The 25,946-nt window shown below is 56.5% G+C and carries 26 protein-coding genes; 19 read left to right on the top strand and 7 right to left on the bottom strand.

The genetic code is table 11. From position 1 onward, the window contains the following. The first annotated feature begins 529 nt into the window (after nt 1–529). The 4 genes from iolD (at nt 530) to iolE (ending at nt 5,505) form a co-directional block, all read left to right on the top strand. Nucleotides 530–2,464 (top strand): 3D-(3,5/4)-trihydroxycyclohexane-1,2-dione acylhydrolase (decyclizing), encoded by a 1,935-nt coding sequence (iolD, locus tag ACLI4M_RS08460; RefSeq protein WP_133622511.1) that lies wholly within the window; start codon nt 530–532, stop codon nt 2,462–2,464. Nucleotides 2,465–2,597: 133 nt separating this feature from the next. Next, complete coding sequence (locus tag ACLI4M_RS08455; RefSeq protein WP_133622512.1) at nt 2,598–3,608, top strand: Gfo/Idh/MocA family protein; 1,011 nt, start codon at nt 2,598–2,600, stop codon at nt 3,606–3,608. Between the two features lie 74 nt (nt 3,609–3,682). Then, a complete protein-coding gene (locus ACLI4M_RS08450; protein WP_133622513.1) occupies nt 3,683–4,567 on the top strand; it encodes a sugar phosphate isomerase/epimerase family protein in 885 nt (294 codons plus the stop codon). Between the two features lie 41 nt (nt 4,568–4,608). Beyond that, complete coding sequence (gene iolE, locus ACLI4M_RS08445; protein WP_133624992.1) at nt 4,609–5,505, top strand: myo-inosose-2 dehydratase; 897 nt, start codon at nt 4,609–4,611, stop codon at nt 5,503–5,505. A gap of 104 nt (nt 5,506–5,609) precedes the next feature. Here iolE and ACLI4M_RS08440 read toward each other — a convergent pair whose 3' ends face one another. Both ACLI4M_RS08440 and ACLI4M_RS08435 read right to left on the bottom strand, forming a co-directional pair. Then, a complete protein-coding gene (locus tag ACLI4M_RS08440; protein WP_048917750.1) occupies nt 5,610–6,167 on the bottom strand; it encodes a DcrB family lipoprotein in 558 nt (185 codons plus the stop codon). Nucleotides 6,168–6,264: 97 nt separating this feature from the next. Then, on the bottom strand, nt 6,265–6,930 hold the full coding sequence (locus ACLI4M_RS08435) for a 7-cyano-7-deazaguanine/7-aminomethyl-7-deazaguanine transporter (protein ID WP_048917749.1): 666 nt from the start codon (nt 6,928–6,930) through the stop codon (nt 6,265–6,267). Nucleotides 6,931–7,133: 203 nt separating this feature from the next. Here ACLI4M_RS08435 and tusA point away from each other — a divergent pair, with 203 nt between their 5' ends. Next, nucleotides 7,134–7,379 carry a sulfurtransferase TusA gene (gene tusA, locus ACLI4M_RS08430; protein WP_048917748.1) on the top strand — a complete coding sequence of 82 codons (246 nt, stop codon included), beginning with the start codon at nt 7,134–7,136 and terminating at the stop codon, nt 7,377–7,379. Nucleotides 7,380–7,486: 107 nt separating this feature from the next. Here the strand turns inward: tusA and ACLI4M_RS08425 are convergent, their stop codons facing one another. Together ACLI4M_RS08425 and ACLI4M_RS08420 are read right to left on the bottom strand one after the other, a co-directional pair. After that, a complete protein-coding gene (locus ACLI4M_RS08425) occupies nt 7,487–9,757 on the bottom strand; it encodes a zinc/cadmium/mercury/lead-transporting ATPase (protein WP_133622514.1) in 2,271 nt (756 codons plus the stop codon). 93 nt (nt 9,758–9,850) lie between these two features. Beyond that, nucleotides 9,851–10,477, bottom strand: a complete 627-nt coding sequence (locus tag ACLI4M_RS08420; protein WP_133622515.1) for a lysoplasmalogenase — start codon at nt 10,475–10,477, stop codon at nt 9,851–9,853. Between the two features lie 134 nt (nt 10,478–10,611). On the opposite strand from ACLI4M_RS08420, the gene ACLI4M_RS08415 reads away from it, so the two are divergent. After that, nucleotides 10,612–10,971: a DUF2500 domain-containing protein gene (locus ACLI4M_RS08415; protein ID WP_133622516.1), complete on the top strand. Its 360-nt coding sequence runs from the start codon at nt 10,612–10,614 to the stop codon at nt 10,969–10,971. 117 nt (nt 10,972–11,088) lie between these two features. Here ACLI4M_RS08415 and ACLI4M_RS08410 read toward each other — a convergent pair whose 3' ends face one another. After that, nucleotides 11,089–11,358, bottom strand: a complete 270-nt coding sequence (locus tag ACLI4M_RS08410; RefSeq protein WP_048917744.1) for a DUF1145 family protein — start codon at nt 11,356–11,358, stop codon at nt 11,089–11,091. Beyond that, complete coding sequence (rsmD, locus tag ACLI4M_RS08405; RefSeq protein ID WP_133622517.1) at nt 11,348–11,953, bottom strand: 16S rRNA (guanine(966)-N(2))-methyltransferase; 606 nt, start codon at nt 11,951–11,953, stop codon at nt 11,348–11,350. Before rsmD ends, ACLI4M_RS08410 begins: the two co-directional genes overlap by 11 nt. Before the next feature lie 433 nt (nt 11,954–12,386). On the opposite strand from rsmD, the gene ftsY reads away from it, so the two are divergent. From ftsY to ACLI4M_RS08365, 8 genes are all read left to right on the top strand, one after another. Beyond that, nucleotides 12,387–13,853 (top strand): signal recognition particle-docking protein FtsY, encoded by a 1,467-nt coding sequence (ftsY, locus tag ACLI4M_RS08400; RefSeq protein ID WP_133622518.1) that lies wholly within the window; start codon nt 12,387–12,389, stop codon nt 13,851–13,853. A gap of 5 nt (nt 13,854–13,858) precedes the next feature. Continuing rightward, nucleotides 13,859–14,527 carry a cell division ATP-binding protein FtsE gene (gene ftsE, locus ACLI4M_RS08395; protein ID WP_048917741.1) on the top strand — a complete coding sequence of 223 codons (669 nt, stop codon included), beginning with the start codon at nt 13,859–13,861 and terminating at the stop codon, nt 14,525–14,527. Continuing rightward, nucleotides 14,517–15,509: a permease-like cell division protein FtsX gene (gene ftsX / locus ACLI4M_RS08390; protein WP_048917740.1), complete on the top strand. Its 993-nt coding sequence runs from the start codon at nt 14,517–14,519 to the stop codon at nt 15,507–15,509. Before ftsE ends, ftsX begins: the two co-directional genes overlap by 11 nt. Before the next feature lie 291 nt (nt 15,510–15,800). Further along, nucleotides 15,801–16,655: an RNA polymerase sigma factor RpoH gene (gene rpoH / locus ACLI4M_RS08385; RefSeq protein WP_048917739.1), complete on the top strand. Its 855-nt coding sequence runs from the start codon at nt 15,801–15,803 to the stop codon at nt 16,653–16,655. A 179-nt stretch (nt 16,656–16,834) separates the two neighbouring features. Further along, nucleotides 16,835–17,680 carry an AraC family transcriptional regulator gene (locus ACLI4M_RS08380; protein ID WP_133622519.1) on the top strand — a complete coding sequence of 282 codons (846 nt, stop codon included), beginning with the start codon at nt 16,835–16,837 and terminating at the stop codon, nt 17,678–17,680. A 136-nt stretch (nt 17,681–17,816) separates the two neighbouring features. Continuing rightward, nucleotides 17,817–18,506, top strand: a complete 690-nt coding sequence (locus ACLI4M_RS08375; RefSeq protein WP_208864904.1) for an AzlC family ABC transporter permease — start codon at nt 17,817–17,819, stop codon at nt 18,504–18,506. Further along, the gene (locus tag ACLI4M_RS08370) at nt 18,503–18,817 is read left to right on the top strand and encodes an AzlD domain-containing protein (protein WP_133622521.1); all 315 of its coding nucleotides are present in this window, start codon (nt 18,503–18,505) and stop codon (nt 18,815–18,817) included. The genes ACLI4M_RS08375 and ACLI4M_RS08370 overlap by 4 nt, the downstream gene beginning before the upstream one ends. Before the next feature lie 191 nt (nt 18,818–19,008). Next, on the top strand, nt 19,009–19,980 hold the full coding sequence (locus ACLI4M_RS08365; protein WP_208864865.1) for a fatty acid desaturase: 972 nt from the start codon (nt 19,009–19,011) through the stop codon (nt 19,978–19,980). 201 nt (nt 19,981–20,181) lie between these two features. Here ACLI4M_RS08365 and panM read toward each other — a convergent pair whose 3' ends face one another. Further along, complete coding sequence (gene panM / locus ACLI4M_RS08360; RefSeq protein ID WP_133622522.1) at nt 20,182–20,571, bottom strand: aspartate 1-decarboxylase autocleavage activator PanM; 390 nt, start codon at nt 20,569–20,571, stop codon at nt 20,182–20,184. Nucleotides 20,572–20,961: 390 nt separating this feature from the next. On the opposite strand from panM, the gene ACLI4M_RS08355 reads away from it, so the two are divergent. The 5 genes from ACLI4M_RS08355 to livF all read left to right on the top strand — a co-directional run bounded on the left by ACLI4M_RS08355 (nt 20,962) and on the right by livF (nt 25,839). After that, complete coding sequence (locus ACLI4M_RS08355) at nt 20,962–22,077, top strand: branched-chain amino acid ABC transporter substrate-binding protein (RefSeq protein WP_048917737.1); 1,116 nt, start codon at nt 20,962–20,964, stop codon at nt 22,075–22,077. Between the two features lie 85 nt (nt 22,078–22,162). After that, nucleotides 22,163–23,089 carry a high-affinity branched-chain amino acid ABC transporter permease LivH gene (livH, locus tag ACLI4M_RS08350; RefSeq protein ID WP_048917736.1) on the top strand — a complete coding sequence of 309 codons (927 nt, stop codon included), beginning with the start codon at nt 22,163–22,165 and terminating at the stop codon, nt 23,087–23,089. Beyond that, nucleotides 23,086–24,360 (top strand): high-affinity branched-chain amino acid ABC transporter permease LivM, encoded by a 1,275-nt coding sequence (locus ACLI4M_RS08345; RefSeq protein ID WP_048917735.1) that lies wholly within the window; start codon nt 23,086–23,088, stop codon nt 24,358–24,360. The genes livH and ACLI4M_RS08345 overlap by 4 nt, the downstream gene beginning before the upstream one ends. Beyond that, the gene (gene livG, locus ACLI4M_RS08340) at nt 24,357–25,124 is read left to right on the top strand and encodes a high-affinity branched-chain amino acid ABC transporter ATP-binding protein LivG (RefSeq protein WP_048917734.1); all 768 of its coding nucleotides are present in this window, start codon (nt 24,357–24,359) and stop codon (nt 25,122–25,124) included. The genes ACLI4M_RS08345 and livG overlap by 4 nt, the downstream gene beginning before the upstream one ends. Before the next feature lies 1 nt (nt 25,125). Continuing rightward, nucleotides 25,126–25,839, top strand: a complete 714-nt coding sequence (livF, locus tag ACLI4M_RS08335; RefSeq protein ID WP_048917733.1) for a high-affinity branched-chain amino acid ABC transporter ATP-binding protein LivF — start codon at nt 25,126–25,128, stop codon at nt 25,837–25,839. Nucleotides 25,840–25,946: the final 107 nt, after the last annotated feature.

Below are 25,946 nucleotides of genomic sequence, written 5' to 3'. Positions count from 1 at the left end.
TAGCTGATCCTGTTGAGCTTCTCCAGCAGATCAGTGGCTTGAATGCCCGATCGATTCCGGATCTTACATAAGCAAAGTATGAGGAATAAAAATTTCAATTTCAATATGAAATGAAATTATTACCCCAAAAGTGTGAAGTGGTTAAAACTCTTGTATCGCTGATTTCAACGTGCGGCTGGCGGGGGGTGTTTCGCGCTATGACAGAGATGTGAGCGGCCTCGCAACTTTGTCCTGACCGATCTGCGAACATATTGAAGTGAAACGGTTTTTCTCATTTATGACTGAAGATCCTGTTATCGTTTCATTTACTCGCTGGCGATCCCCCCTTGCATCCCCGTTTCACCGCAGAATTTGATCTCTCTCGCAAAATGAAATGTTTCTTCTGTAATTGTGTTTGGTGAAAAAAATATTTGTTTATAATCGTCCCACGTTTCACTTACAGCTGTCGCCGTTTTGCGCATAAGGCGACCATAAATGCGAACCCCGGCCGACCTAAAGATGCGGCCGTCGAACCACAAAGGAAGAGCAAATGGGCAAGACGAGATTAACCACGGCACAGGCTCTGGTCAGATTCCTGGATAATCAGTATCTGTCGGTAGACGGCGTTGAAACCAAGTTTGTGAAGGGCATTTTCGCCATCTTTGGTCACGGCAACGTGCTGGGCTTAGGCCAGGCGCTGGAGCAGGACAGCGGTGACCTTGTGGTGCATCAGGGCCGAAACGAGCAGGGTATGGCGCATGCGGCTATCGGTTTTGCCAAGCAGAAACTGCGCCGCGAAATCATCGCCTGTACCTCTTCCGTTGGCCCGGGCGCGGCCAATATGGTCACCGCAGCGGCCACCGCCACCGCTAACCGCATTCCGCTGCTGCTGCTGCCGGGCGACGTGTTCGCCACGCGCCAGCCGGACCCGGTGCTGCAACAGATTGAGCAGAGCCACGACCTCAGCATCAGCACCAACGATGCCTTCCGCGCCGTCAGCAAATACTGGGACCGCGTCAGCCGCCCTGAGCAGCTGATGACCGCCTGCATTAACGCCATGCGCGTGCTGACCGACCCGGCGGAAACCGGCGCGGTGACGATTTCACTGCCGCAGGACGTGCAGGGTGAAGCCTATGATTTCCCGGATTACTTTTTCCAGAAGCGCGTCCATCGCCTGGAGCGTCGCCTGCCGACCGAAGGCCAGCTTGCCGATGCGTTAGCGCTGATTGCCGGTAAGAAGAAGCCGATGATTATCTGCGGCGGTGGGGTGAAATACTCCGGCGCGGGCGAGGCGCTGGTGGCGTTTGCCGAGCGCTACAATATTCCGTTTGCCGAAACTCAGGCCGGGAAAGGCACCGTGATTTCCGATCACCCGCTGAACGTGGGCGGCGTGGGTGAAACCGGCTGCCTGGCGGCCAACCTGCTGGCGAAAGAGGCCGATCTGGTGATCGGTATCGGGACGCGTTACACCGACTTTACCACCGCCTCGAAATGGATTTTCCAGAACCCGGACGTCAGCTACATCAACATTAACGTCAGTAATTTTGATGCCTATAAGCTCGATGCCGTTCAGGTGGTGGCCGATGCCCAGGAAGCTCTGATCGCGCTGGAGAGCCGCCTGGCGACGACCGGCTTCAGCAGCGGCTGGGGTGAAAAAGTGTCGCAGGCGCAGAGCAAACTGCTGAAAGAGACCCAGCGCGTTTACTCCTCCGTCTACAGCGGTGCCGACTACGTGCCGGAGATCGATGACCACATGGACCGTGACGCGGTGTGGGCCGAGTTTAACCGCCTGACCGGTTCCTGGCTGACTCAGAGCAGCGTGCTGGGCACGCTCAATGAGCATCTCCCAAAGGATGCAGTGATTGTGGCGGCCGCAGGCAGCCTGCCGGGCGACCTGCAGCGCATGTGGCGCAACAAAGATTACAACAGCTATCACGTCGAGTATGGCTACTCCTGCATGGGCTACGAGGTCAACGCTTCACTGGGCGTAAAGCTGGCTGAGCCACAGCGCGAGGTTTACACCTTCGTCGGCGACGGCTCATTTATGATGCTGCACTCCGAGCTGGTGACCTCGATCCAGGAGCGCGCCAAGATCAACGTGATCCTGTTCGACAACATGACCAACGGCTGTATCAACAATCTGCAGATGGAACACGGCATGGACAGCTTTACCACCGAGTTCCGCTTCCGCGAAGGCGGCAGGCTGGACGGCGGCTTCGTGCCGGTCGACTTCGCGGCGATTGCGGCCGGTTACGGCTGTAAAACCTATCGCGTGACCACGCTGGAGCAGCTGGAAGCGGCGCTGGCGGATGCCCAGAAGCAGACGGTATCCACCCTGATCGACATTAAAGTGCTGCCGAAAACCATGATCCACAAATACTTCAGCTGGTGGCGCGTGGGCGGTGCCCAGGTATCCAACTCAGAGCGCGTAGACGCCGTGGCGCGCATGCTGAACCAACATATCGACCAGGCTCGGGAATACTAATTTTACTTTTTGCTGTGCTTTTACCTTGCGGGCGTTAACGCGCCCGCTATATACCCAAAATAATTCGAGTTGCAGCCAACGCACTTGCAGCTTGAAGTATGACGGGGATAAACCCTACAAGTAAGGACCTGTTATGACATTGAAATTAGGTGTAATCGGAACGGGCGCCATTGGCCAGGAACACATTCGCCGCTGTAGCAAAGTGCTGCAGGGTGCCCAGGTGGTGGCCGTTTCTGATATCAACATCGACGGGGCGAAAGCCGCTCTGACGCGCATCGGTATTGAAGCCGAGGTGTTTGCTAACGGTCATGACGTGGTGAACTCCCCGAATGTTGATGCGCTGCTGGTGACCTCCTGGGACCCCACGCACGAAGAGTTTACCCTGGCGGCGATTGCTGCCGGTAAGCCGGTGTTCTGCGAGAAGCCGCTGGCAATGAGCGCCGAAGGTTGCCGCCGTATCGTCGATGCCGAAATCAAATTTGGTAAGCGCCTGGTGCAGGTAGGCTTTATGCGCCCGTACGACAGCGGCTATCGTGCGCTGAAGAAGGTGATTAAGCAGGGTGAAATCGGCGAGCCGCTGATGCTGCACTGCGCGCACCGCAACCCGACCGTGCCGGAAAACTACACCACGGATATGGCGATCACCAACACGCTGATCCACGAGCTGGACGTGCTGCGCTGGCTGACCGAAGACGATTACAAATCGGTGCAGGTGGTGTTCCCGCGCTCCACGTCAAAAACGCACGGCAAGCTGCGCGATCCGCAGGTGGTGCTGTTTGAAACCCGTAAAGGTATCCGCATTGACGTTGAGATCTTCGTCAACTGTGCTTACGGCTACGACATCCAGTGTGAAGTGGTGGGGGAAGAGGGGATCGCTAAGCTGCCTGAGCCATCCGCCGTGCAGATGCGCAAGAGTGCCAATCTCTCAACCGCGATCCTGACCGACTGGAAAGACCGCTTTATCGATGCCTATGACGTTGAGCTGCAGGCATTTATTAATGATGCCAGCGCGGGCAAGCTGACCGGGCCATCCGCCTGGGACGGCTATGCCGCTTCCGTTGCCGCAGATGCCTGCCTGAAGGCGCAGGAAAGTGGCGCGATTGAGCCGGTGGAACTGCCGCAGCGCCCCTCTTTCTATCACTGATTAGGGCGCGTCACCCCCGTTTGTAAGCGGGGGAACACCGTTAAACAGCGTACTGATTTAGCACGGAGAGTCTGATGAAAATTGCCTTTGATGTGGATGTCATTCGAGATTTAGGCATCACAAAAATGGTTCACCAGGTGGCCGACTGGGGCTATAAATATATTGAACAGTCCCCGCATCCGCAGATCAACCCGTTCTATAAGCATCCAAAAGCCAGCCGCGAAATTATTACCGAGTACAAGAACGCGCTGCGCGAGACCGGGTTAGAAATCTCCTCGTACATCGTGGTGTATCGCTGGTCAGGCCCGGACGAAGCGCGGCGTCAGGCTGCCGTGCGTAACTGGAAGCGGATGATTGAAATTGCGGTGGAAACCGGCGTGCAGGTGATCAACACCGAGCTGTCGGGAACCCCGAACGAACCCGAAATTTGTGAAGAGATGTTCTATCGCTCGATGGAAGAAATTCTGCCGATCGTCGAACGTGAAGGCATCCGCATCGAAATCCAGTCGCACCCGTGGGATTTCTGCGAAGAGAACAACGAAACCGCCGACCTGGTGAAATCGTTCCGCAGTGAAAACGTCAAATACCTGTACAGCGTGCCGCACACCTTCTTCTACGACAAAGGAAAAGGCGACGTGAAGAGCATGCTGGAGTACGCAGGCGGTGACCTGTCGCACGTGCTGATCGCTGACACCATGAACCACACCAAACACTGCCGCTATATTGTGAACCCGCCTGGCGTTGACGCCACGATTCACCAGCATGTGGGTGTGGGCGAAGGGGAGGTGGATTTCCCGACGCTGTTCCAGACGCTGCGCGAAATGGACTTTGCTAACCGCACTTATAAAGTCGGTGGCGAGTCGATTATTGCCTCTTCCCTGTTTGGTTACCCGGAAAAAATGCCTGTTCAGGCGGTCGCCACGCGCGAGCTGATCGAGCGTGAACTGCTGAGCAAATGAGCCAGGCGGCTGCGGCCGTCTTTAGAGGTATTAACATGCAGATGAATAAAGATAACGTGAAGCTGGCGATCGCCCCGATTGGCTGGACCAACGATGATATGCCGGAGCTGGGTAGCGAGAACACCTTCCAGCAGACCGTCAGTGAAATGGCGCTGGCTGGCTTTACCGGCAGCGAAGTGGGCAGCAAATATCCGCGCGATCCGGCGGTGCTGAAGCCGATGCTCGATATTCGCGGCGTGCAGATCGTTAACGCGTGGTTCAGTACCTTTTTCGCCAACGGCGACAAAGCGAAAACCATTGATGAGTTCATCAATCACCGCGATTTCCTGTACGCAATGGGCGCAAAGGTGATTGGTTGTTCAGAGCAGAGCCTGAGCATTCAGGGCACCACTAAAGCGGTGCTGGAAGAGAAACCGCTGTTTAACGACGAGCAGTGGCGCCTGACGGCAGAGGGCTATAACGAGCTGGCGAAGCTGGCGGCGGAGAAAGGCATGACGGTTGGCCTGCATCACCACATGGGCACCGGCATCCAGACCACGGCAGAGATTGAGCGCTTTATGGCGGCAACCCATGATGACGTCTATCTGCTGTTCGACACCGGCCATGCGTACTACTCGGAAGGCAGCCAGCAGGCGATGCTGGAGATCCTGACGAAATATCTGCCGCGCATTAACCATGTGCATCTGAAAGACGTGCGTGATGAGGTGGTGGCGCAGGTGAAGAGCCAGAAGCTGTCGTTTTTAGATGGCGTGAAGAAAGGCACCTTTACCGTACCGGGTGATGGCGTCATTGATTTCAAACCGGTGTTTAAAATCCTCGACGATTTCGGCTACAAAGGCTGGATGGTGGTGGAAGCAGAGCAGGACCCGGCGCTGGCGAACCCGTTTGAATATGCAGTGAAAGCGCGCAAATATATCCGCGAAAATACCGGTTTGTAAATTAACCCCGTAATCTGTAGAGGTCGACCGCTTTTCTGGTCGACCTTTAGTGGGCTGACCAGGGGGCTGACCGTAAAAGAGGGTCAGCCCCTACAGAACATTATCTATTTCAACGTAATGGTATTGATAATGCTTTCCGCTTCGGTCTGCGCCTGCTGCTGATTATCCGCAGGCAGGGTGATTTGCAGCGTCAACAGTTTGCCATCAACTTTGCCCAGCACCACGGAAGACCATGAAGACTGGTTGTTGGCAGAGATTACGGTATCCAGCTGCTGAAGTGGCTGACCCTTGACGGTGATCGCTTTGTTCGTCACCACCTGCAGTTGGGCATCGCGGTTGCGCTGCTGCGCTTCCAGACGGCCTGCCAGCACGTCCAGCCCTTCATTGGTGCTCTCACCATCAATCACAATAATGGCTCTCTGGCCGGATTCATCGGCGTAGACGTGCATATTATTGGCCTGAGTCCCGAGCTTGCCGCTCTTGTCCGACATGCCCGGCGGCAGGGTAAAGCTTAGCTTACCGTCCATCAGAGTGACGTTCTGGGTAGACTGGCTGCTGCTGGTGCCATTGTCATCGGCAGCGTCTTTGTCTTTTTTGCCATCGCAGGCGGCCAGGCCAGCCACCAGAACTGCTATTCCGGCATATTTTAGTAAGTTACGCATCAGGGTCCCTTTTCTACAGTAGTCGCGTCTTTATCAGGCACTTATACAAGCGTATTCAGCGGCTAAAAGCAACTTAACAACTATTGCAGATCGCGTCCTAACCAAAGTTTACATGGGTACGTGCGGGCGTCCTGGCCAGTCGTTTGAGCGCGGTGTTGAGCAGCACCCCGTAGGCAGGCAGGAAGAACACCATGCAGATCAGCACTTTGAAGCTGTAATCCACCAGGGCGATCTCCACCCAGTGCGTGGCCATAAACGGGTCCGGGCTTTTATAGAAGGCGATAAAGAAGAATGCCAGCGTGTCGCTGATATTGCCGAGGAACATCGCGGCCGCCGGGGCCATCCACCATGCTGCTTTCTGACGCAGGCGGTTGAAGACGTGCACGTCTAAGATCTGGCCCAGCGCGTAAGCCATAAAGCTGGCGCAGGCGATGCGGGCAACAAACAGGTTCATCTGAGACAGCGCGGCTAAGCCCTGCCATTCGCCCTGATAGAACAGTGCGGAGATAACGTAAGAGATCGCCAGCGCCGGGATCATCACCGCCAGAATAATGCGGCGTGCCAGCGGAGCGCCAAAAATACGCACGGTCAGGTCGGTAGCGAGGAAGATAAACGGGAAGCTGAAGGCACCCCAGGTGGTGTGCAGGCCAAAAATGGCCACCGGCAGCTGGACCAGGTAGTTACTGGAGGTGATCACCAGCAGGTGAAACAGGGAGAGCCAGACCAGCGCGTGGGTGCGCTGACGCGCAGTGAAAGCGATCATATTGAGCCTTTTTAGAAAACGTTGGGGTGAGGGAACCCAATTAAATTTTTTATCGTTGGGACGATTTCGCGGCATCTTACCGTTTTAGCCTGCTATTGCAATGGTTAATTTTAGCGCAAACGTTATCGTTGGATTGATCCCTTGCACGCGGTGCGGCTGGCGCTAAAATAGACGGCAGTTTGTCATCCCAGATTGAGAATATCATGAGCGACCTCTTCGCTAATCCCGACCAGACCCTTGATGCGCTGGGCCTGCGCTGCCCGGAACCGGTAATGATGGTGCGCAAAACCGTGCGCCATATGCAGGAGGGTGAAACCCTGCTGATCATCGCCGATGACCCGGCCACCAAACGCGATATCCCCGGCTTCTGCCGTTTTATGGAACACACGCTGGTGGCCGAGAACACCGAGGCGATGCCGTATCAGTTTTTGTTGAAGAAAGGGTTATAGCCCGTACGCCGATCTGCGTACGGGTCGACCATTTTTTCCGGTCGACCCATGGCGGGCTGACCGAAAAAGAGGGTCAGCCCCTACAGGATAGTGAAGTTGACAGCCTGTTATTTCTTGCGCAACAGTCGCAATGCGTTAGCGGTTACTAACGCGGTAGCCCCCGAATCTGCCAGAACCGCCAGCCACAGGCCGGTGATCCCCAGCAGCGTGGTCAGCAGAAAAATCCCCTTAAGCCCCAGCGCCAGCGCCACGTTCTGGCGGATATTGGCGTGGGTGGCGCGCGACAGGCGGATCATCGCCGCCAGCCCGCTAAGGCGGTTATGGGTCAGCGCCGCGTCGGCGGTCTCCAGCGCCACATCGCTGCCGCTGCCCATCGCAATGCCGATGGTCGCGGCCTTCATCGCTGGCGCATCGTTAATGCCGTCACCGACCATCGCCACCGGCTGTTTAGCGTTCAGCGCGCTGACCGCCGCCACCTTGTCTGCCGGCAGCAGCCCGGCGCGGTAGTCAATCCCCAGCTCGGCGGCAATCGCGGCGGCAGCTCGCGGGTTGTCCCCGGTCAGCATCACGCCATTAATCCCCAGCGCTTGCAGCTCTGCCAGCGCGCCCCGGGCATCGGCGCGCAGCGTATCGCGCAGGGCGATAATCCCCAGCAGCTGCGCGGCGTCATGCAGCAGCACCACGGTATTGCCGGCGCTTTCCAGCTCTTCCACCACCTGCTGCTGGGGGGCGAGCAGCGTTGAAGGCAGTTTAGTCGGGGAGCTAATGGAAAGTAAGCGCCCGCTAACTTTTGCCTCCACGCCGCTGCCTGCCAGAGCGCGCCGATCGGTGGCTTCAGGCAATATCAGCGAGCGCCCGGCGGCGGCGGCAACAATCGCCTGCGCCAGCGGGTGCGAAGAACCCTGTTCAATCGCGGCGGCGGTGGCCAGCAGCTGCTCCTCATCACTGCCCGCCAGCGGCAGCAGCGCGGTGACCTGCGGCTTGCCCTCGGTCAGCGTGCCGGTTTTATCAAAAGCGATGGTGCGCACGCTGCCGAGGCTTTCCAGCGCGGCGCCGCCTTTAATCAGCGCACCACGGCGCGCAGCGGCGGCCAGCCCGGAAGTGATCGCGGCGGGGGTGGAGATCACCAGCGCGCAAGGGCAGCCGATCAGCAGCAGGGTCAGCCCTTTATAGATCCACGGCTGCCACGCGGCGGCAAACAGCAGCGGCGGCACGATGGCGACCAGCAGCGCCATCAGCATAATCACCGGGGTGTAGATGCGGCTAAAGCGGTCAAGGAAGCGCTCAATCGGCGCGCGGCGCTCTTCGGCCTCTTCAATCAGATGCAGAATGCGGTCAATCGCGCTGTTGCCCGGCTCGGAAACCACCTGCAGCTGCACCAAACGGTCAACGCTCAGGCAACCGGCGCGGATTTTCTCGCCCTGCTGGCGCTCAACCGGGATCGACTCGCCGGTCAGGGCGCTTTCGTCGAAGCTGGCAAATGGGCTAAGCAGGCTGGCATCGGCGGGCAGGCGCGCTCCGGCGGCCACTTCAATCACATCGCCCGGGCGCAGCGCGCTGACCGCCACGCTCTCGCGCTGGCCGTTGCTAATGCGCAGGGCAACGTCCGGCTTCAGCGCCATCAGAGCCGTGACGCCTTTGCGCGCGCGACCGGCGGCGAAGGACTCCAGCCGCTCGCCGAGCATAAACAGCAGCAGCACCATCGCCGCTTCTGCGGTGGCACCGATAAACAGCGCACCAATAGCGGCCACGCTCATCAGGGTTTCAATCGAGAACGGTGACCCGCTGCGCATCAGGCGCAGCGCGCTGCGGGCAATGGGCCAGACGCCCACCAGCGTGGTGGCGATAAAGGCGAGGTTGCCGGCCGGGTGGTTGACGCTGTTAAGCAGCCAGCTGATGGCCATCAGCCCCACCAGGGCTATCAGGCTGAGATTTTCCCGCCAGAAGCTGACTTCGGCTTTTGCTGCTGGCGCAGCGTCGCTGCGCTGCAGCTGGAACCCGGCGCGGGACACGGCCTGCTCGACGTCGCTGCGCCTGTCGTCTGAGCAGTCGACCAGCAGCTTTTCACTGGCGAACACCACGCGCGCCTGGTGAATCCCGGGCAGCTGCCTGACGGCGGTTTCGACTTTACGCGCGCAGCTTGGGCAGTCCATCCCGCTGACCTGCCAGCTGAAGCGCGTGCCGGAGCCGGGCCTGTCGCCCTCATCAAGGGGGTCAGCCCCGGTGGGACTGCAGGATGATTCGGCGCAGCAGGGCGCCTCAACGCTGGCCGCGCTGACGGAAGTAATTTTGCTGATAACGGGACGCGGGCGGGTGCTGCATCCGTGTTGTTTGCTGGCGTGGCAGTGACCACAACCGCAAGAAGAGTGCTGGTGCATAACGCCTCCTGACCGGTGACGGCGGGCTTCAGTGCCCGCCAGTCACCCATCTTACACTCTGGAGTCCACTCCAGAGTCAAGCGTCAACTCAGCTTACAGCCACAGGGAGCGCACGATCATAAAGTGACCGGCAAAGTAGCAGGCGGCAACAATCGCCCGGTCGGCGTTAAAGCGGCGACGGTAGTGGCTGATTAACCAGACAATATTGGCTAACAGCAGCAGTCCGGCACCGGCGACCAGGGTAAAGCTGTAATCGGTCGGGCGGAAGAAATACTGCTCTGCTGCCAGCCACACCATCAGTATCGTCATGCCGATAAAGGTGCAGATGGGCCAGCGCAGCTCCTCCAGCCTGCTCCACACGGTGGCGATCAGCGCCGCACCGATAATCAGCAAAGTGAGCGGGATCGGCCAGAAGAAGCTCAGCGTCATCTGGCTGGCGAAGCACAGGGTATACAGCAGATGCGAGAGGAAAAATGCGCCAATGGCGTACAGCATGCGCTTATTGGGCAGCAGCGTCAGGGCATCACCGATCAGCGTCGCCAGCAGGCCAAGCAGGATCAGATAGTCCGTGGTTTTCAGTACCGGCGCCTGCCAGGCCCACGCCAGCAGCAGTAGTAGGGTGACGGGCTTAAACACCCAGCGCTGCCACTGCGGGCCGCGGTAAGAGGCGTCGACATACAGCCAGCCGGAAAAAAGAACCGCAAGGAAAGACCAAATCATATTGTTATCCTTAGATTAAAAACTTCACAACTGGCAATCAGTTTAGGTTACGCGGGCGCGATGTGACAATGAGAGGGCTCCGGTTGTATGCTTAGCCGCACTGCCGACTTTCCCTCCAGGAGGATGAACAAAACATGAAGCCACCTCTGATCTTTTTTATCGTGCTGGCCATTATTGCCATCTTAGCCACGCGTCAGTTTATCAAACAGCGGCGTGAAGTCGCGGTTAACGATGCTTCGCCGGTGCGCAGCCTGATTGTGGAAGTGAAAACCAAACGCGAATTTCCGGCGCCGAACCGCCGCTCGCGCCAGCGTGAAAATATTCCGGTGGAGGATATGCGCTACGAGGCGTGGTTTCATCCGCTCAATGGCGCAGGGGATTTCAAGCTGGAGCTGAACGCCGGCGATTATCATCAGATTGATAAGGGCGTGAAGGGAGAGCTGAAGGTCAAAGGCACACGATTCGTTTCGTTCAGCACCAACGCCTCTCGCTGATACGGCGTTAAAACTGCGCCGAAAAATGCGCATTTACGTTGTGTAAACTCCGCTTTTTCGGCTTGTTTCGCCTTGTCTCAGCGTCGTGCGTTGATGCTTTTAAGCCAGGGTCGGCACTTACTGCTTCGGATAATTCTTCTTTTGCCACGCCAGCAGTTCGAACACGCCAAAGAAAAACACTTTGGCCTGGGTTACGCCGCTGAGCTTTTCCGCGCCGGGTGGCTGGGTTGAGCGCATCAGCACCAGCTGTAGCCCGTGCATGATCACCATGAAAAACAGCGCGACGTTGACGAAGTACGTCAGCGGTTTGGGAAAAGGGTGAACCAGGTTGAGCAGTAAAAATGCCCAGACGAACAGCATCAGTACGCGGCCAGCATTAATCAACATTTGACGTTTCCTTATCATGAGCGTGGCGAATATACAGGCGGTAAGCCACCTGCCCGGCAATTTTTTCCCGGTGCAGCTGCCAGTTTACCGGCACTGGCGGCAGGCCGTGTTCCACTTCGCTCTCAACATACACCAGCGCATCATCGCTCAGCCAGCCGTTGCTTTCCAGCAGCGTGCTGGTCTGCTCCAGTAATCCCTTGCGAAACGGCGGGTCGATAAACACCAGCTGATGTGGCTCCCCTTTCTGGGCAAGGAACTGCAACGTGTTAGTGTTCACGACGCGCGCGTTCTTTGCCCCCAGCGTGGCGAGATTTTTTTCCAGCTGCTGCGCCACCGGGCGCTCCAGCTCCAGCAGGGTGGCGCTGCCCGCATGACGCGACAGCGCTTCCAGCCCGAGAGCACCGCTTCCGGCGAAGCAGTCGAGGCACTTGGCCTGCTGAATATCGGCCGCCAGCCAGTTAAACAGGGTTTCGCGCACGCGGTCGGTGGTCGGGCGCAGCCCTTCGCTGTCCGGGACCGGCAGCTTACGGCCGCGCCAAAGGCCGCCAATGATACGTATTTGCCCGGCTGCGCCGCTGCGGGGTTTCTTTGTCATCTCACTGAACTCTTAATAATTTGTTGCACAGTTTAACGGGCTAACCGGGCGGAGGAAACGTAAAAAGGGTGCTGTGATGCTCTCTGCAGAAAGTGTTAGACTAAGGGATTAATCAGGCTGTGTCCCGTAATTGGTCGTGGCCCCGTCGCAGCGCCAAAATTTCGTTATCAAGGCGGAGGGTGCAGGCCATAGTAAACTATGGCCAAACCTGACAACGCGGGGAACGAATTTTTGGAGCGCGACCCGCAGGGCTGGGGCCAAATTCGCTTGTAACCGCGTTGTTCGCCGCTGATTGGGTTTACCCAATGGCGCGACTCTCGCCTTGCTACAAGCGAATTTGACCGCCAGCGGGGCTCACGCACAATTGCGGACACAGCCTGTAAGTCTCTTTATACACCAGAATGGTTTTCCCCACGAGGAGTGTGGTTGCAACATGGCAAAGAATAAAAAACGTGGCTTTTTTTCCTGGCTGGGCCTGGGGCGTGACGAGAAAGCGCCTGAGGAAGAGGTAAAAGAAACGTTAGAACAGCAGCCCTCTGCCGATACCCCCGTTGCTAAAGACACACCGGCTGCTGAAGCAACCCCTGCCTCTGACGCGCCATCAACATCGCTAGCCGAGCCGGAACCTGCCCCTGAAAAAGTGGCAGAAGAGATTGTGGCGGTCACGCAGAGCGTGGCGGAACAGCAGGCGGAAGAAGCGCGTGTGGTTGCAGCACCGGTAGCGGCTGAACCTGAGCCTGTCGTGGTGACCCCAGAACCCGAGGTGATTACCGCTGTAGAAGAAGAGATCCTGCCGGAAGAGATTGCCGCTGAAGAAGAGGTGATTGACGACGCGTCGCTTGAAGCCGCCGCGCTGGCAGCGGAGTCGGTTGACGCAGCGCTGGCCGCCGAAATCATCGAAGAGAGCGCTGAAGAGGCTGAAGAGCCTGAAGAAGCTGAAGAGGTTGCAGCGGCGGTGGTCGAGCAGGAGCGCCCAGGTAAAGAGGGCTTCTTTGCCCGCCTGAAGCGCAGCCTGGTGAAGACCCGTCAAAACCTCGGTTCCGGCTTTATCAGCCTGTTCCGCGGTAAGAAAATTGACGACGACCTGTTTGAAGAGCTGGAAGAGCAGCTGCTGATTGCCGACGTCGGGATGGAAACCACCCGCCGTATTATCAGCAACCTCACCGCTCAGGCCAGCCGCAAAGAGCTGCGCGATGCCGAAGCGCTGTACGGCCTGCTGAAAACCGATATGGCCGCCATCCTCTCTAAAGTGGAACAGCCACTGGATGTGAGCGGTAAAACCCCGTTTGTTATCCTGATGGTTGGCGTGAACGGCGTGGGTAAAACCACCACCATCGGCAAGCTGGCGCGTCAGTTCCAGGCCGAAGGGAAGTCGGTGATGCTGGCGGCGGGCGACACTTTCCGCGCCGCAGCGGTTGAACAGCTGCAGGTGTGGGGCCAGCGCAACAATATTCCGGTGGTCGCGCAGCATACCGGTGCGGATTCCGCGTCGGTGATTTTTGATGCCATCCAGGCCGCCAAAGCGCGCCACGTGGACGTGCTGATCGCCGATACCGCCGGGCGTTTGCAGAATAAAGCGCACCTGATGGAAGAGCTGAAAAAAATCACCCGCGTGATGAAGAAGCTCGACGACCAGGCGCCGCACGAGGTGATGCTGACGATTGATGCCAGCACCGGCCAGAATGCTATCAGCCAGACTAAACTGTTCCACGAGGCTGTGGGCCTGACCGGGATCACCCTCACCAAGCTGGACGGTACGGCGAAAGGTGGCGTGATCTTCTCGGTGGCGGACCAGTTCAACATTCCTATTCGCTATATCGGCGTTGGCGAAGGTATTGAAGATTTGCGATCGTTTAAGGCTGACGATTTTATTGAGGCACTTTTTGCCCGAGAGGACTAATTAGGATGATTCGCTTTGAACAAGTCAGTAAGGCTTATCTCGGCGGTCGGCAAGCGCTGCAGGGGGTAGATTTTCATCTGCGTCCCGGTGAAATGGCGTTTCTGACCGGACATTCCGGGGCAGGTAAAAGTACCTTGCTGAAGCTGATCTGTGGCATTGAGCGCCCGAGCGCCGGGCATATCTGGTTTGGCGGCCACGACATCAGCCGTTTGAAAAGCCGTGAAGTGCCGTTTTTGCGCCGCCAGATCGGGATGATCTTCCAGGATCACCATCTGCTGATGGACCGCTCAGTGTATGACAATGTGGCTATCCCGCTGATCATCGCCGGGGCGAGCGGGGAAGATATCCGCCGCCGCGTGTCGGCCGCGCTGGATAAAGTGGGCCTGCTCGACAAAGCGAAAAGTTTTCCTATCCAGCTGTCCGGCGGTGAGCAGCAGCGCGTGGGCATTGCCCGTGCGGTGGTGAACAAACCGGCGGTGCTGCTGGCGGATGAACCGACCGGTAACCTTGATGAAGCGCTGTCGGCAGGCATTCTGCGCCTGTTCGAAGAGTTTAACCGCGTCGGCGTTACCGTGCTGATGGCGACCCATGATATGGGGCTGATCGGCAGCCGTAACTATCGACTGATGACGCTCAACCAGGGACGTCTGCACGGAGGTCATCGTGGTGAATAAACGTAATCCGCGCCCGGCGGCAGCCAAAGCGGTGAAGCAGAAGCAGCCGTCAAAAAGCAAAGCGCTGAAGGGCGGCTGGCAGGAGCAGTGGCGCTATGCGATGCACGGTTCGCTGTCTGATATGTGGCGCCAGCCGCTGGCGACGCTGCTGACGGTGATGGTTATCGCTATCTCTCTGACGCTGCCGAGCGTCTGCTACATGGTCTGGAAGAACGTCAGCCAGGCCGCAGAGCAGTGGTACCCGGCCCCGCAGCTGACGGTTTACCTCAGCAAAACGCTGGATGACGACGCCGCCGAAAGCGTGGTCGCGCAGCTGAAGAAAGAAGAGGGCGTGGAAAAAGTTAACTATCTGTCGCGTGAAGAGGCGCAGGGCGAGTTCCGTAACTGGTCCGGCTTTGGCGGCGCGATGGATATGCTGGAGCAGAACCCGCTGCCGGCGGTGGCGATTATCACACCGAAGCTCAATTTCCAGAATTCCGACACCATGAACAGCCTGCGCGACCGCGTGTCGAAAGTGCAGGGCATTGATGAAGTGAAGATGGATGACAGCTGGTTTGCCCGCCTTGCGGCGCTGACCGGGCTGGTAGGCCAGGTGGCAGCGATGATTGGCGTCCTGATGATTATCGCGGTGTTCCTGGTGATCGGTAACAGCGTGCGCCTGAGCATCTTTGCGCGGCGCGACACTATCAACGTGCAGAAGCTGATCGGCGCCACCGACGGCTTTATCCTGCGGCCGTTCCTGTACGGCGGCGCGATGCTCGGCTTTGCCGGTGCGCTGCTGTCGCTGGTGCTGTCGCAGGTGCTGGTGCTGCGTCTTGAATCGGTGGTGACGCAGGTGGCTTCGGTGTTTGGCACCACCTTCGCGCTGCATGGCCTGGCGTGGGATGAGAGCCTGCTGCTGCTGTTGATTGCCGCGATGATTGGCTGGATAGCCGCGTGGCTGGCCACGGTGCAACATTTACGTCGATTTACGCCGCAGTAACCCATGTACACGTTTTTTTGATATAATCTTCCTCTGCTGCGTGAACGTTAGCCGCAGAGGAAGTTCATCAAACTGTCACTTCCCCCTGCAATTCTGGCCTCTTGTCCGCACAGCATGCTGTTTGTAAAATATCCACTGCCTGAATTGAACTTGTGGATAACTTTAGCGTCTTAATCAGTAATCGGTAACATCGTTAGCACAGATTGCGTTTGCTTCTGCTGTCCGTTCACGTAGTCTTATGGGCGGTTCACGGAATGACGCGGTAATTTGCTTAACACAGAGAGGGTTTGAATGACCAAAGATATGCAAACTTTAGCTATTGCTCCTTTAGGCAACCTGGATTCTTACATCCGGGCGGCTAATGCCTGGCCTATGCTGACGGCAGAAGAGGAAAAAGCGTTGGCTGAACGGCTGCATTACCAGGGCGATCTGGAAGCAGCAAAAACGCTGATCCTGTCTCACCTGCGCTTTGTTGTTCATGTCGCTCGTAACTATTCCGGTTACGGACTGCCGCAGGCAGACCTTATTCAGGAAGGTAACATCGGCCTGATGAAAGCCGTGCGCCGTTTCAACCCGGAAGTGGGTGTGCGCCTGGTGTCATTCGCCGTTCACTGGATCAAAGCCGAAATTCACGAGTACGTGCTGCGTAACTGGCGCATCGTGAAAGTCGCCACCACCAAAGCACAGCGTAAGCTGTTCTTTAACCTGCGTAAAACCAAGCAGCGTTTAGGCTGGTTTAACCAGGACGAAGTGGAAATGGTGGCGCGTGAGCTGGGCGTCAGCAGTAAAGACGTGCGTGAAATGGAGTCGCGTATGGCGGCCCAGGACATGACCTTTGACCCAACGCCGGATGACGAAGGCGAAGGCCGCTCCATGGCGCCAATGCTTTATCTGCAGGATAAATCTTCTGACTTTGCTAACGGCATTGAAGAGGATAACTGGGAAGATCACGCCGCCGATAAGCTGAGCGATGCGATGCAGGGGCTGGATGAACGTAGCCAGCACATCATCCGCGCCCGCTGGCTGGACGATGATAACAAAACCACGCTGCAGGAGCTGGCTGACCAGTATGGCGTTTCCGCCGAGCGCGTGCGCCAGCTGGAAAAGAACGCGATGAAGAAATTGCGTCTGGCTATCGAAGCGTAACCGCAGTCGTTCAGTATTTTCTTCAGCACATTGATCAACACCGCCTGTCAGGCGGTGTTTTTGTTTGTATGGCGTTTGTGTCGTGCTGGCTTTGCGGTGCGATACTGCCTAAAATAAAACATAAATATTTTTCAACTATCAGCAATTTTGTTCCAGGTTCTGACAGGGAGTAAGAACGTATGGTGGAGGAGAAAGAGCCAAAAGAGCAGGCCACAATGCATCATCTGGATGAATTTGATGGTCTCGATATGCTTGAAGCCAGGTACTATCGTCGGCGCTTTCCGCGACACGTACATGAAACGTTCTGTATCGGCGTGATCGAAGAAGGCGCCCAACGCTTCTGGCGTGGGGGAGGGGAGCACGTTGCACCCACAGGCGATATCATTCTGGTCAATGCCGATGAAGTGCATACGGGATGTGCTGAAGTCGAGAATGGCTGGGCATATCGGGCAATATATCCTCACCCCGAACTGCTGCGCCAGATCACTGGCGATCTGAGGCATGAGCAAGGGATCATTCCGTGGTTTCCTGATGCGGTAGTGCACGATCCCGGGTTGTCCGCCCAGCTACAACTCGTCTTTAATATGTTGCCTGTTGCGGGCAATAGTCTGCTGAAAGAGTCATTACTACTCACGGCCGTCTGCTGGCTGATCATGCGCTACAGCCGTACGCCCACGTCTCCAGGTCAGTTACCCTGCGCAAAATCGATGATCCTTCAGGTCAAGGACCTGATGACTGCCTGCCCGGAGCAAAACTGGTCGTTGAAACAGCTTTCAGATCTTGTGCAGCTTAGTCCCTGGCATTTTCTGCGCCAGTTTAAGCAGGTTGTGGGAATGCCTCCGCATGGCTGGTTAATCCAGGCCAGACTTCGAAAAGCGCGTGAGCTGTTGGTTAAGGGTGAGACGATCCCCGCTGTTGCGGCACGCTGTGGTTTCTCCGATCAGAGCCATTTCACCCGTCATTTCAAAAATTCGATGGGCGTCACTCCCGGAGAGTTTATCCGCTCATTACGCTTTCCTGGCTAGTTTGGTCTCTCTCCTCCCGGCAATTTTGTTCAATATTTTAATTACCCGTTTCTCTAACCTGACGCCACGTAATTCGTAGAGAGCGGAATGGGTAAAAATGGAGACATCGCCCTGCAAATCATTTGCTGATACCAGCATGCGGAGCAACAGCGGATTCTTTCGTGGCGTGGTTAACATGCTGCCACTTTGCCTTTCCGTGGTCCCATGGGGAGTCCTGGCGGGATCGATGGCGGTGCAGTCAGGGCTGACAATGCCGCAAAGTATTGCTATGTCAGCGGTTGTTTTTGCTGGCGCGGCACAGCTCGTCACACTGGGGCTACTGCTTTCCGGGGCGAGCATTCCTACCATTATCCTCTCCGTATTTTTTATCACCTCACAGCATTTTCTTTACGGTCTGACGTTACGAGAAACGGTGTCATTTTTTCTGAAACGTTATCGATTACCGATAGGTTTCTTATTAACTGACGAGCTGTTCGCGTTGAGCTGCGCTGAAAAACAGCAGGTGGCGTTAACGCCGGGCTATCTGATCGGTGCTGGGCTGACCTTTTACCTCTGCTGGAATCTTTTTAGCCTGCTGGGCATTTTCATGGCTTCGTCTGTTCCTGATTTACAGCGTTATCACCTCGACTTCTCCATCGTGGCCACTTTTATTACCATTGTCGTGCCGATGATTAAAAATCTCAGCGTGTTATGCGGGGTGCTGGTTTCCCTGCTGTTATCGATGATACTTAGCGTGTTTCAGATTGAAGGGGCAATTGTCATTGCCGGGCTGAGCGGCATGTTGTGCTCAGTAATATATGCCCGCCTGACGAGAGGAGAAGCATGAGCTGGATACTGTTATTCACTCTGGCTGCCGTGGTGTTTTTTAACCGCTACGTCTTTTTGGAACCGAGGGTGCCTGTGCGCTTGCCCTCGTTAGTACGTGAAGCATTGAAATATTCAGCGCCCTGCCTGCTAACGGCAATATGTGGGCCGATTATTCTGCTTAACGATGGCGAAATAAGGGCGCTCACCTCCAATCCTTATTTATATGGAGCGATGGCAGGAATTGTCATTGCCCTCTTTGTGCGAAATATGATTTTGTCAGTCCTGCTATGTCTTTCCGTATTTTATCTCATTTCTTGGAGCATCGTATGACACTCAATAAAAGGAATTTTTGTCGTTCTACGCACTCTGTACAGATGCGAGATTCTTACCGCATCCTTCCTTTTCAGGGCGTCTGGACTTGGTTGACGGGGAAAGAGATTGATGGCCGTCCACAGCTATGGCAATCCCATTCTGTTGAGATGATCTGTTGGTCCCTGTCGTGGATGATAGTGGGGAGTATCATGACGTCACTGGCCTGGTTTGGCAGCCTGTCGCTGCTTGTGAAGAGCGTCATCTACATGACGGGCATCTTATTTGCAGCTTCGGGTGCCAGATATATTGTGGCAACGATTATCCACCATGGGGTGCATGGGCATCTGTTTAACAGCCAGCGGGCCAACAGGATCCTGTGTGAAATATTATCAACGATTTTGATCGTTCAGCCTTATGATTCCTATCGTCAGTTTCATGTTTATGAGCATCATGGGGCGGCATTCTCAACGTTTGAGGACCGCGACTTAGCGGCAATTTATCAGTTGGGTTTCAAACCGGGTATAAAAGTCAGGCAGCAATATATCAATCTGTTGTTGACTTTGCTGAGCCCGAAATTTTATCTGACGTTTCTTTATGGTCGGCTGAAATCCAACCTGGTAAATTTGCCGATCTGGCGACGAGCAATGTCCCTTTGCTGGTGGGGAGTGCTAATCTGGCTGGCGTTAACTTATGGGTACGGGTTCTTCTTGTTGAATATTGTTATTCCCTACGTGTTGGTTTATCAAATTGCTTCTCTGCTGCATCTTTTAACTGAACATACCTGGTGTTTACGTCAACAGGGCGAAAGCGTGCGCGACAGTCATATTAAAAATTGTCTGGGCAGATTTTGCGGGAGTGCCTGTCCGCCAGATTTTTCCTTACGCTTTACCGCAGACTGGATACGTTGGACATTCACCCATCTGTTTTTCCATTTGCCGTGCCGGATGCTTATCGTTCAGGGCTCTCTGGTATGCCACGACTGGCATCATCGTTTTGGCAGCGTGCGGCAATGGTATGACTATGCCCGGCTACGGGAAAAACATCAGCTGAAGTTAGCAGCAGAAGATCGTAATGACTACATCGATATTTGGGGTACTCAGCACGCGTTGCATTACGTTTTTATTAAATTGAGCGAGATGGGTTCAGTTAAAACCGTAAATCTGGCGTACCGGCTTAATTAATGGATATCGAAAGGCTGCATAACCCGTTCCGGGCCGAGATGGCGCAGGAGGATGTCCGGCGATTTGCTCATCTTCACCCTCAACCGATGCGCAAAGAGAAAGAGTCTGCGCCTGAAGAGCGGGCGGAAATGCCTGAGAGGGAATAACCCTCTTTCCTTTCCCTGGCGTTGTATTGTTTTGGGCCCTTGCAGGGCCCCTTTTTTACATCTTTATCCATCTATTAGCTTGTCGATTAAATCCCGCTGCCTGCATAAACGCGGCTATCACCTGCTGCGCTGAACTGCCATCCTGACTCATTACCCACTGCGTAACCTGCGGGTTCTGCGCCATCACTTCCTGCACCAGATAGAGACCCACCCCGCGCCGCCGCGTCACCTCGCGTACCTCAAGCTGCTGCATCTCTCCTGCGCTGCCGCTGAGGGTCACGCGCACTGCCGCCAGCAGACGATCGTTAAAACGCGCCGCGTACAGCTGCTTTACCTCATTCAGTTCGCTTTCCAGCGCCGCGATATTCGCCTGCGGCCAGATTTTTTTTATGTCGCTGCGATCCTGCTCAGACAACTGTTGCAGGCGGATGATAGTCAGTTTCATCAGAATAACCCGGTCATGAGAAAGGCATATTGTAGCGAAGTTGACCATACTATAGCGTGTTAGTTTTTCTGTACGAAAACGAGGCGATGTGCGGGCGTTTCAAATGGTTTACCGAGTAAACCGTTATTCTCTGCGCAGAAAGCCAGCATAATGCGCTGGCTAGTTGGCGAATTTGCCACCGTTGCTGTTAGTGGATTGTCCTGCGGCACCCGCTATTTACTGAATCTGTCAGTTGATTTACAGCAGAATATTCCTGTTTAATAACCTGAAAATTAAAGCCTTATTGATAAAAACTGTCGGGAATTATGCTAACTCGTTCAAAGGCAAAGCGTTTATCGCTATTCACCGACAAATAAATAGCAAGCAATCACAACAGATGGGGTAGTCAGGATGAAGATCAGTAAAGGTAAAGCGCTGTTAGCTGGCTGTATGGCTCTGGCAATGAGCGGTGCAGCAGTAGCAAAAGATATTAAAGTCGCGGTAGTTGGCGCCATGTCCGGCCCGGTTGCCCAGTACGGTGATATGCAGTGGACCGGCGCTCAGCAGGCGATCGCAGACATTAACGCCAAAGGCGGCATTAACGGCGACAAGCTGGTCGCGGTGAAATATGACGACGTGTGCGATCCAAAACAGGCGGTTGCGGTTGCTAACAAAGTGATCAACGACGGCATCCGTTACGTGATCGGCCACCTGTGCTCCTCTTCGACTCAGCCCGCTTCCGACATCTATGAAGATGAAGGCGTGCTGATGATTACGCCAGCAGCAACGGCTCCTGACCTGACTTCCCGCGGCTACAAGCTGATTATGCGCACCACTGGCCTCGACTCTGACCAGGGCCCGACTGCGGCAAAATACATTCTGAATGAAGTGAAACCCCAGCGCATCGCCGTGATCCACGACAAGCAGCAGTACGGTGAAGGCCTGGCGCGCTCCGTGCAGGAGAGCCTGAAAAAAGGCGGCGGCAACGTGGTGATGTTTGAAGGGATCACCGCGGGTGATAAAGACTTCTCTACCCTGGTGGCTCGCCTGAAGAAAGAGAACGTCGACTTTGTCTACTTCGGTGGCTACCACCCGGAAATGGGCCAGATCCTGCGCCAGGCGCGTGCGGCCGGTCTGAAAACGCAGTTCATGGGTCCTGAAGGCGTAGGCAACGCTTCTCTGTCTAATATTGCCGGTGCAGCCTCTGAAGGCATGCTGGTGACGCTGCCAAAACGCTACGACCAGGTCCCGGCTAACAAACCGGTGGTTGACGCGCTGAAAGCGAAAAAACAGGATGCAACCGGTCCCTTCGTCTGGACTACCTATGCCGCACTGCAATCCCTGGCCGCGGGCATGGAGCGCAGCAAAAGTGAAGAGCCAGACGCTATCGTTAAAAACCTGAAAGAGGGTGCGCCGGTGCCAACCGTAATGGGTGACCTGAGCTGGGATCAGAAGGGCGACCTGAAAGGCTTCGAGTTCGGCGTATTTAAATGGCACGCTGATGGTTCATCAACCGCCGTTAAATAAATCGGGCTTTTGGGATAATGACGCCTGGTGATGTATGCCAGGCGTCATTGTCTTCAGTGTGGGTTGATTCGTAAGGTATTAAGGTATGTCCGAGCAGTTTCTCTACTTCCTGCAGCAAATGTTCAACGGCGTCACGTTGGGCAGCACTTATGCGCTGATCGCCATCGGTTACACTATGGTGTACGGCATCATCGGCATGATCAACTTCGCCCACGGTGAAGTGTATATGATCGGCAGCTACGTCTCGTTTATCGTTATTGCGGCGCTGATGATGATGGGCATTGATACCAGCTGGCTGCTGATTGGCTGCGGCTTCGTGGTCGCGGTGGTGATCGCCTCCTGCTACGGCTGGAGCATTGAACGCGTGGCGTATAAGCCCGTGCGTTCCTCTAAACGGCTGATTGCCCTGATCTCGGCGATCGGCATGTCGATATTCCTGCAAAACTACGTCAGCCTGACCCAGGGATCGCGTGACGTGGCGCTGCCAAACCTGGTCACCGGCCAGTGGACGCTGGGCGTCAGCAATGGCTTCGCGGCGACCATCTCCACCATGCAGATTGTGATCTGGGTCGTGACGTTCCTGTCGATGCTGGCCCTGACGCTGTTTATCCGCTATTCACGTATGGGCCGCGCCTGCCGCGCCTGTGCGGAAGATCTGAAAATGGCCAGCCTGCTGGGGATTAACACCGACCGCGTTATCTCGCTGACTTTCGTCATTGGTGCAGCGATGGCGGCAGTGGCAGGCGTGCTGCTGGGCCAGTTCTACGGCGTGATCAACCCGTACATCGGCTTTATGGCCGGGATGAAAGCCTTCACCGCGGCCGTTCTCGGCGGTATCGGCAGTATTCCGGGTGCAATGCTGGGCGGTCTGATCCTCGGTATTGCTGAAGCGCTGACCTCGGCGTATCTCAGCACCGAATACAAAGACGTGGTGTCGTTTGCGCTGCTGATTGTGGTGCTGCTGGTGATGCCAACCGGCATTCTCGGCCGCCCGGAGGTTGAGAAAGTATGAAGAAGCTCAACCTGCTTAACGCCCTCGTTTCCTCGCTGATGTTGCTGGTGCTGGCGGCGTTCTTTATGGGGATGCGCCTGAATCTCGACGGCACGCATCTGGTGGTGAACAACGCCGGAAGCGTGCGCTGGAACTGGATTGCGCTCGGCTGCGGCGTGGTGTTCCTGTTCCAGCTGCTGCGCCCGCTGCTGACCAGCGGCCTGAAAAAAGTCTCCGGCCCGGCATTTGTGCTGCCGGGCATTGATGGCTCAACCGTTAAGCAGAAGCTGTTCCTGCTGGTGCTGATCGTCGCCGCGGCGGTGTGGCCATTTCTGGTTTCACGCGGCACGGTGGATATCGCTACCCTGACGCTGATCTACGTGATGCTGGGCCTCGGCCTCAACGTGGTCGTCGGCCTGTCCGGCCTGCTGGTGCTGGGTTACGGCGGCTTCTACGCCATCGGCGCCTATACCTTCGCGCTGCTCAACCACTATTACGGCCTCGGCTTCTGGCAGAGCCTGCCGCTGGCGGGCCTGGTGGCGGCGGCGTTTGGCCTGCTGCTCGGCTTCCCGGTGCTGCGCCTGCGCGGAGACTACCTGGCGATTGTCACGCTCGGCTTCGGCGAGATCGTGCGTATCCTGCTGCTGAACAACACCGAAATCACCGGTGGCCCGAACGGTATCAGCCAGATCCCAAAACCGACCTTCTTTGGCCTGGAGTTTGGCCGCAGCGTGCGCGACGGCGGTTGGGGCACCTTCCACGACTTCTTCGGGCTGAAGTATGACCCAAGCGACCGTATTATTTTCCTCTACCTGGTGGCGCTGCTGCTGGTGGTGATCACCCTGTTTGTGATTAACCGCCTGCTGCGCATGCCGCTGGGCCGCGCGTGGGAAGCGCTGCGTGAAGATGAGATCGCCTGCCGCTCGCTGGGCCTCAGCCCGACGCGCATCAAGCTGACCGCTTTCACCATCAGCGCCGCGTTTGCCGGTTTTGCCGGCTGCCTGTTCGCCGCGCGCCAGGGCTTTGTCAGCCCGGAATCCTTCACCTTTGCCGAATCGGCGTTTGTGCTGGCGATTGTGGTGCTGGGCGGAATGGGGTCGCAGTTTGCAGTGATCCTCGCCGCTATCCTGCTGGTGGTGTCGCGTGAGCTGATGCGCGATTTGAACGAATACAGCATGCTGGTGCTCGGTGGCTTAATGGTATTGATGATGATCTGGCGCCCGCAGGGCTTACTGCCGATGAAGCGCCCGCATCTGAAGTTGAAAAGCGTAGAAAAAGGAGAGCAGGCATGACTCAGCCTTTGTTAGCAGTCAATGGCCTGATGATGCGCTTCGGCGGCCTGCTGGCGGTCAACAATGTTGAACTGGAGCTGCGCCCGCAGGAGATTGTCTCCCTGATTGGCCCTAACGGTGCCGGGAAAACCACGGTGTTTAACTGCCTGACCGGCTTCTACCGCCCGACGGGCGGTTCGATCAAGCTGGGTGACCAGCAGCTGGCGGGCCTGCCGGGGCAGAAGATTGCGCGTATGGGCATTGTGCGTACTTTCCAGCACGTGCGCCTGTTCCGCGAAATGACGGTGATTGAGAACCTGCTGGTGGCCCAGCATCAGCACCTGAAAAGCGGCGTCTTCTCCGGCCTGCTGAAAACCCCGGCCTTCCGTAAAGCGGAAAGCGAAGCGCTGGATCGTGCGGCAACCTGGCTGGAACGCGTCGGCCTGCTCTCCCTGGCCAATCGCCAGGCGGGTAATCTTGCCTATGGCCAGCAGCGCCGCCTGGAGATCGCCCGCTGCATGGTGACCCGCCCGGAAATCCTGATGCTGGATGAACCGGCAGCCGGTCTGAACCCGAAAGAGACGCACGAGCTGGATGAACTGATCGCCGAGCTGCGCAGTCAGCACAACGTCTCGGTACTGTTGATTGAGCACGATATGAAACTGGTAATGGGCATTTCCGACCGCATTTACGTGGTCAATCAGGGTACGCCGTTGGCAAACGGCACGCCAGACGAGATCCGCAACAACCCGGATGTGATCCGCGCTTACCTGGGGGAGGCGTAACATGACTCAGGCTATGCTATCCCTGAATAACGTCAGTGCGCACTACGGTAAAATCCAGGCGCTGCACAACGTCAGTCTGCACATCAATCAGGGCGAAATCGTTACGCTGATTGGTGCCAACGGCGCGGGTAAAACCACCATCCTCGGCACGCTGTGCGGTGAACCTCGCGCCAGCGAAGGCTCGATTGTCTTCGACGGCAAGGCGATCACCGACTGGCAGACGGCGCGTATTATGCGTGAAGCGATTGCCATCGTGCCGGAGGGCCGCCGCGTCTTCTCGCGCATGTCGGTAGAGGAGAACCTGGCGATGGGCGGCTTCTTTGCCGAGCGCCAGCAGTATCAGCAGCGTATCAAGCGCGTGTACGAGCTGTTCCCGCGCCTGTATGAGCGCCGCGTGCAGCGCGCCGGCACCATGTCCGGTGGCGAGCAGCAGATGCTGGCGATTGGCCGTGCGCTGATGAGCCAGCCGCGCCTGCTGCTGCTGGATGAGCCGTCGCTCGGCCTGGCCCCGATTATCATCCAGCAGATCTTCGACACCATTGAGCAGCTGCGTCAGGAAGGCATGACGATTTTCCTCGTCGAGCAGAATGCCAACCAGGCGCTCAAGCTGGCCGACCGTGGCTATGTGCTCGAAAACGGTCACGTGGTGCTGGAAGATAGCGGTGCTGCGCTGCTGGCGAATGAAGCGGTAAGAAGCGCCTATCTGGGCGGATGATGTCACGTAGGGGCCGACCATTTTTTTCGGTCGGCCCGCGTAGGATATAACGGGCGGACCGAAACAGAGGGTCCGCCCCTACAATGATCGGGTCGTCACGATTCTGT

Source organism: Erwinia sp. LJJL01, from assembly GCF_047300805.2.
Lineage (GTDB): Bacteria > Pseudomonadota > Gammaproteobacteria > Enterobacterales > Enterobacteriaceae > Erwinia > Erwinia aphidicola.
Note: the sequence above shows the minus strand (reverse complement) of the source record. Positions and strands in the feature narration are given on the sequence as shown.

Bases quoted from the DNA above. Each gene is read 5' to 3' on its own strand.
- ACLI4M_RS08370 (WP_133622521.1), top strand. From the start codon at position 18,503: ATGAGCTGGATACTGTTATTCACTCTGGCTGCCGTGGTGTTTTTTAAC.
- ACLI4M_RS08440 (WP_048917750.1), bottom strand. From the start codon at position 6,167: ATGCGTAACTTACTAAAATATGCCGGAATAGCAGTTCTGGTGGCTGGC.
- ACLI4M_RS08420 (WP_133622515.1), bottom strand. From the start codon at position 10,477: ATGATTTGGTCTTTCCTTGCGGTTCTTTTTTCCGGCTGGCTGTATGTC.
- ACLI4M_RS08365 (WP_208864865.1), top strand. From the start codon at position 19,009: ATGACGTCACTGGCCTGGTTTGGCAGCCTGTCGCTGCTTGTGAAGAGC.
- ACLI4M_RS08345 (WP_048917735.1), top strand. From the start codon at position 23,086: ATGAAGAAGCTCAACCTGCTTAACGCCCTCGTTTCCTCGCTGATGTTG.
- rpoH (WP_048917739.1), top strand. From the start codon at position 15,801: ATGACCAAAGATATGCAAACTTTAGCTATTGCTCCTTTAGGCAACCTG.
- ACLI4M_RS08415 (WP_133622516.1), top strand. From the start codon at position 10,612: ATGAAGCCACCTCTGATCTTTTTTATCGTGCTGGCCATTATTGCCATC.
- ftsY (WP_133622518.1), top strand. From the start codon at position 12,387: ATGGCAAAGAATAAAAAACGTGGCTTTTTTTCCTGGCTGGGCCTGGGG.
- iolE (WP_133624992.1), top strand. From the start codon at position 4,609: ATGAATAAAGATAACGTGAAGCTGGCGATCGCCCCGATTGGCTGGACC.
- tusA (WP_048917748.1), top strand. From the start codon at position 7,134: ATGAGCGACCTCTTCGCTAATCCCGACCAGACCCTTGATGCGCTGGGC.
- ACLI4M_RS08375 (WP_208864904.1), top strand. From the start codon at position 17,817: ATGCGGAGCAACAGCGGATTCTTTCGTGGCGTGGTTAACATGCTGCCA.
- panM (WP_133622522.1), bottom strand. From the start codon at position 20,571: ATGAAACTGACTATCATCCGCCTGCAACAGTTGTCTGAGCAGGATCGC.
- ACLI4M_RS08410 (WP_048917744.1), bottom strand. From the start codon at position 11,358: ATGTTGATTAATGCTGGCCGCGTACTGATGCTGTTCGTCTGGGCATTT.
- livG (WP_048917734.1), top strand. From the start codon at position 24,357: ATGACTCAGCCTTTGTTAGCAGTCAATGGCCTGATGATGCGCTTCGGC.
- livF (WP_048917733.1), top strand. From the start codon at position 25,126: ATGACTCAGGCTATGCTATCCCTGAATAACGTCAGTGCGCACTACGGT.
- ACLI4M_RS08455 (WP_133622512.1), top strand. From the start codon at position 2,598: ATGACATTGAAATTAGGTGTAATCGGAACGGGCGCCATTGGCCAGGAA.
- ACLI4M_RS08435 (WP_048917749.1), bottom strand. From the start codon at position 6,930: ATGATCGCTTTCACTGCGCGTCAGCGCACCCACGCGCTGGTCTGGCTC.
- ACLI4M_RS08380 (WP_133622519.1), top strand. From the start codon at position 16,835: ATGGTGGAGGAGAAAGAGCCAAAAGAGCAGGCCACAATGCATCATCTG.
- ACLI4M_RS08425 (WP_133622514.1), bottom strand. From the start codon at position 9,757: ATGCACCAGCACTCTTCTTGCGGTTGTGGTCACTGCCACGCCAGCAAA.
- ACLI4M_RS08355 (WP_048917737.1), top strand. From the start codon at position 20,962: ATGAAGATCAGTAAAGGTAAAGCGCTGTTAGCTGGCTGTATGGCTCTG.
- livH (WP_048917736.1), top strand. From the start codon at position 22,163: ATGTCCGAGCAGTTTCTCTACTTCCTGCAGCAAATGTTCAACGGCGTC.
- ftsE (WP_048917741.1), top strand. From the start codon at position 13,859: ATGATTCGCTTTGAACAAGTCAGTAAGGCTTATCTCGGCGGTCGGCAA.
- rsmD (WP_133622517.1), bottom strand. From the start codon at position 11,953: ATGACAAAGAAACCCCGCAGCGGCGCAGCCGGGCAAATACGTATCATT.
- ACLI4M_RS08450 (WP_133622513.1), top strand. From the start codon at position 3,683: ATGAAAATTGCCTTTGATGTGGATGTCATTCGAGATTTAGGCATCACA.
- iolD (WP_133622511.1), top strand. From the start codon at position 530: ATGGGCAAGACGAGATTAACCACGGCACAGGCTCTGGTCAGATTCCTG.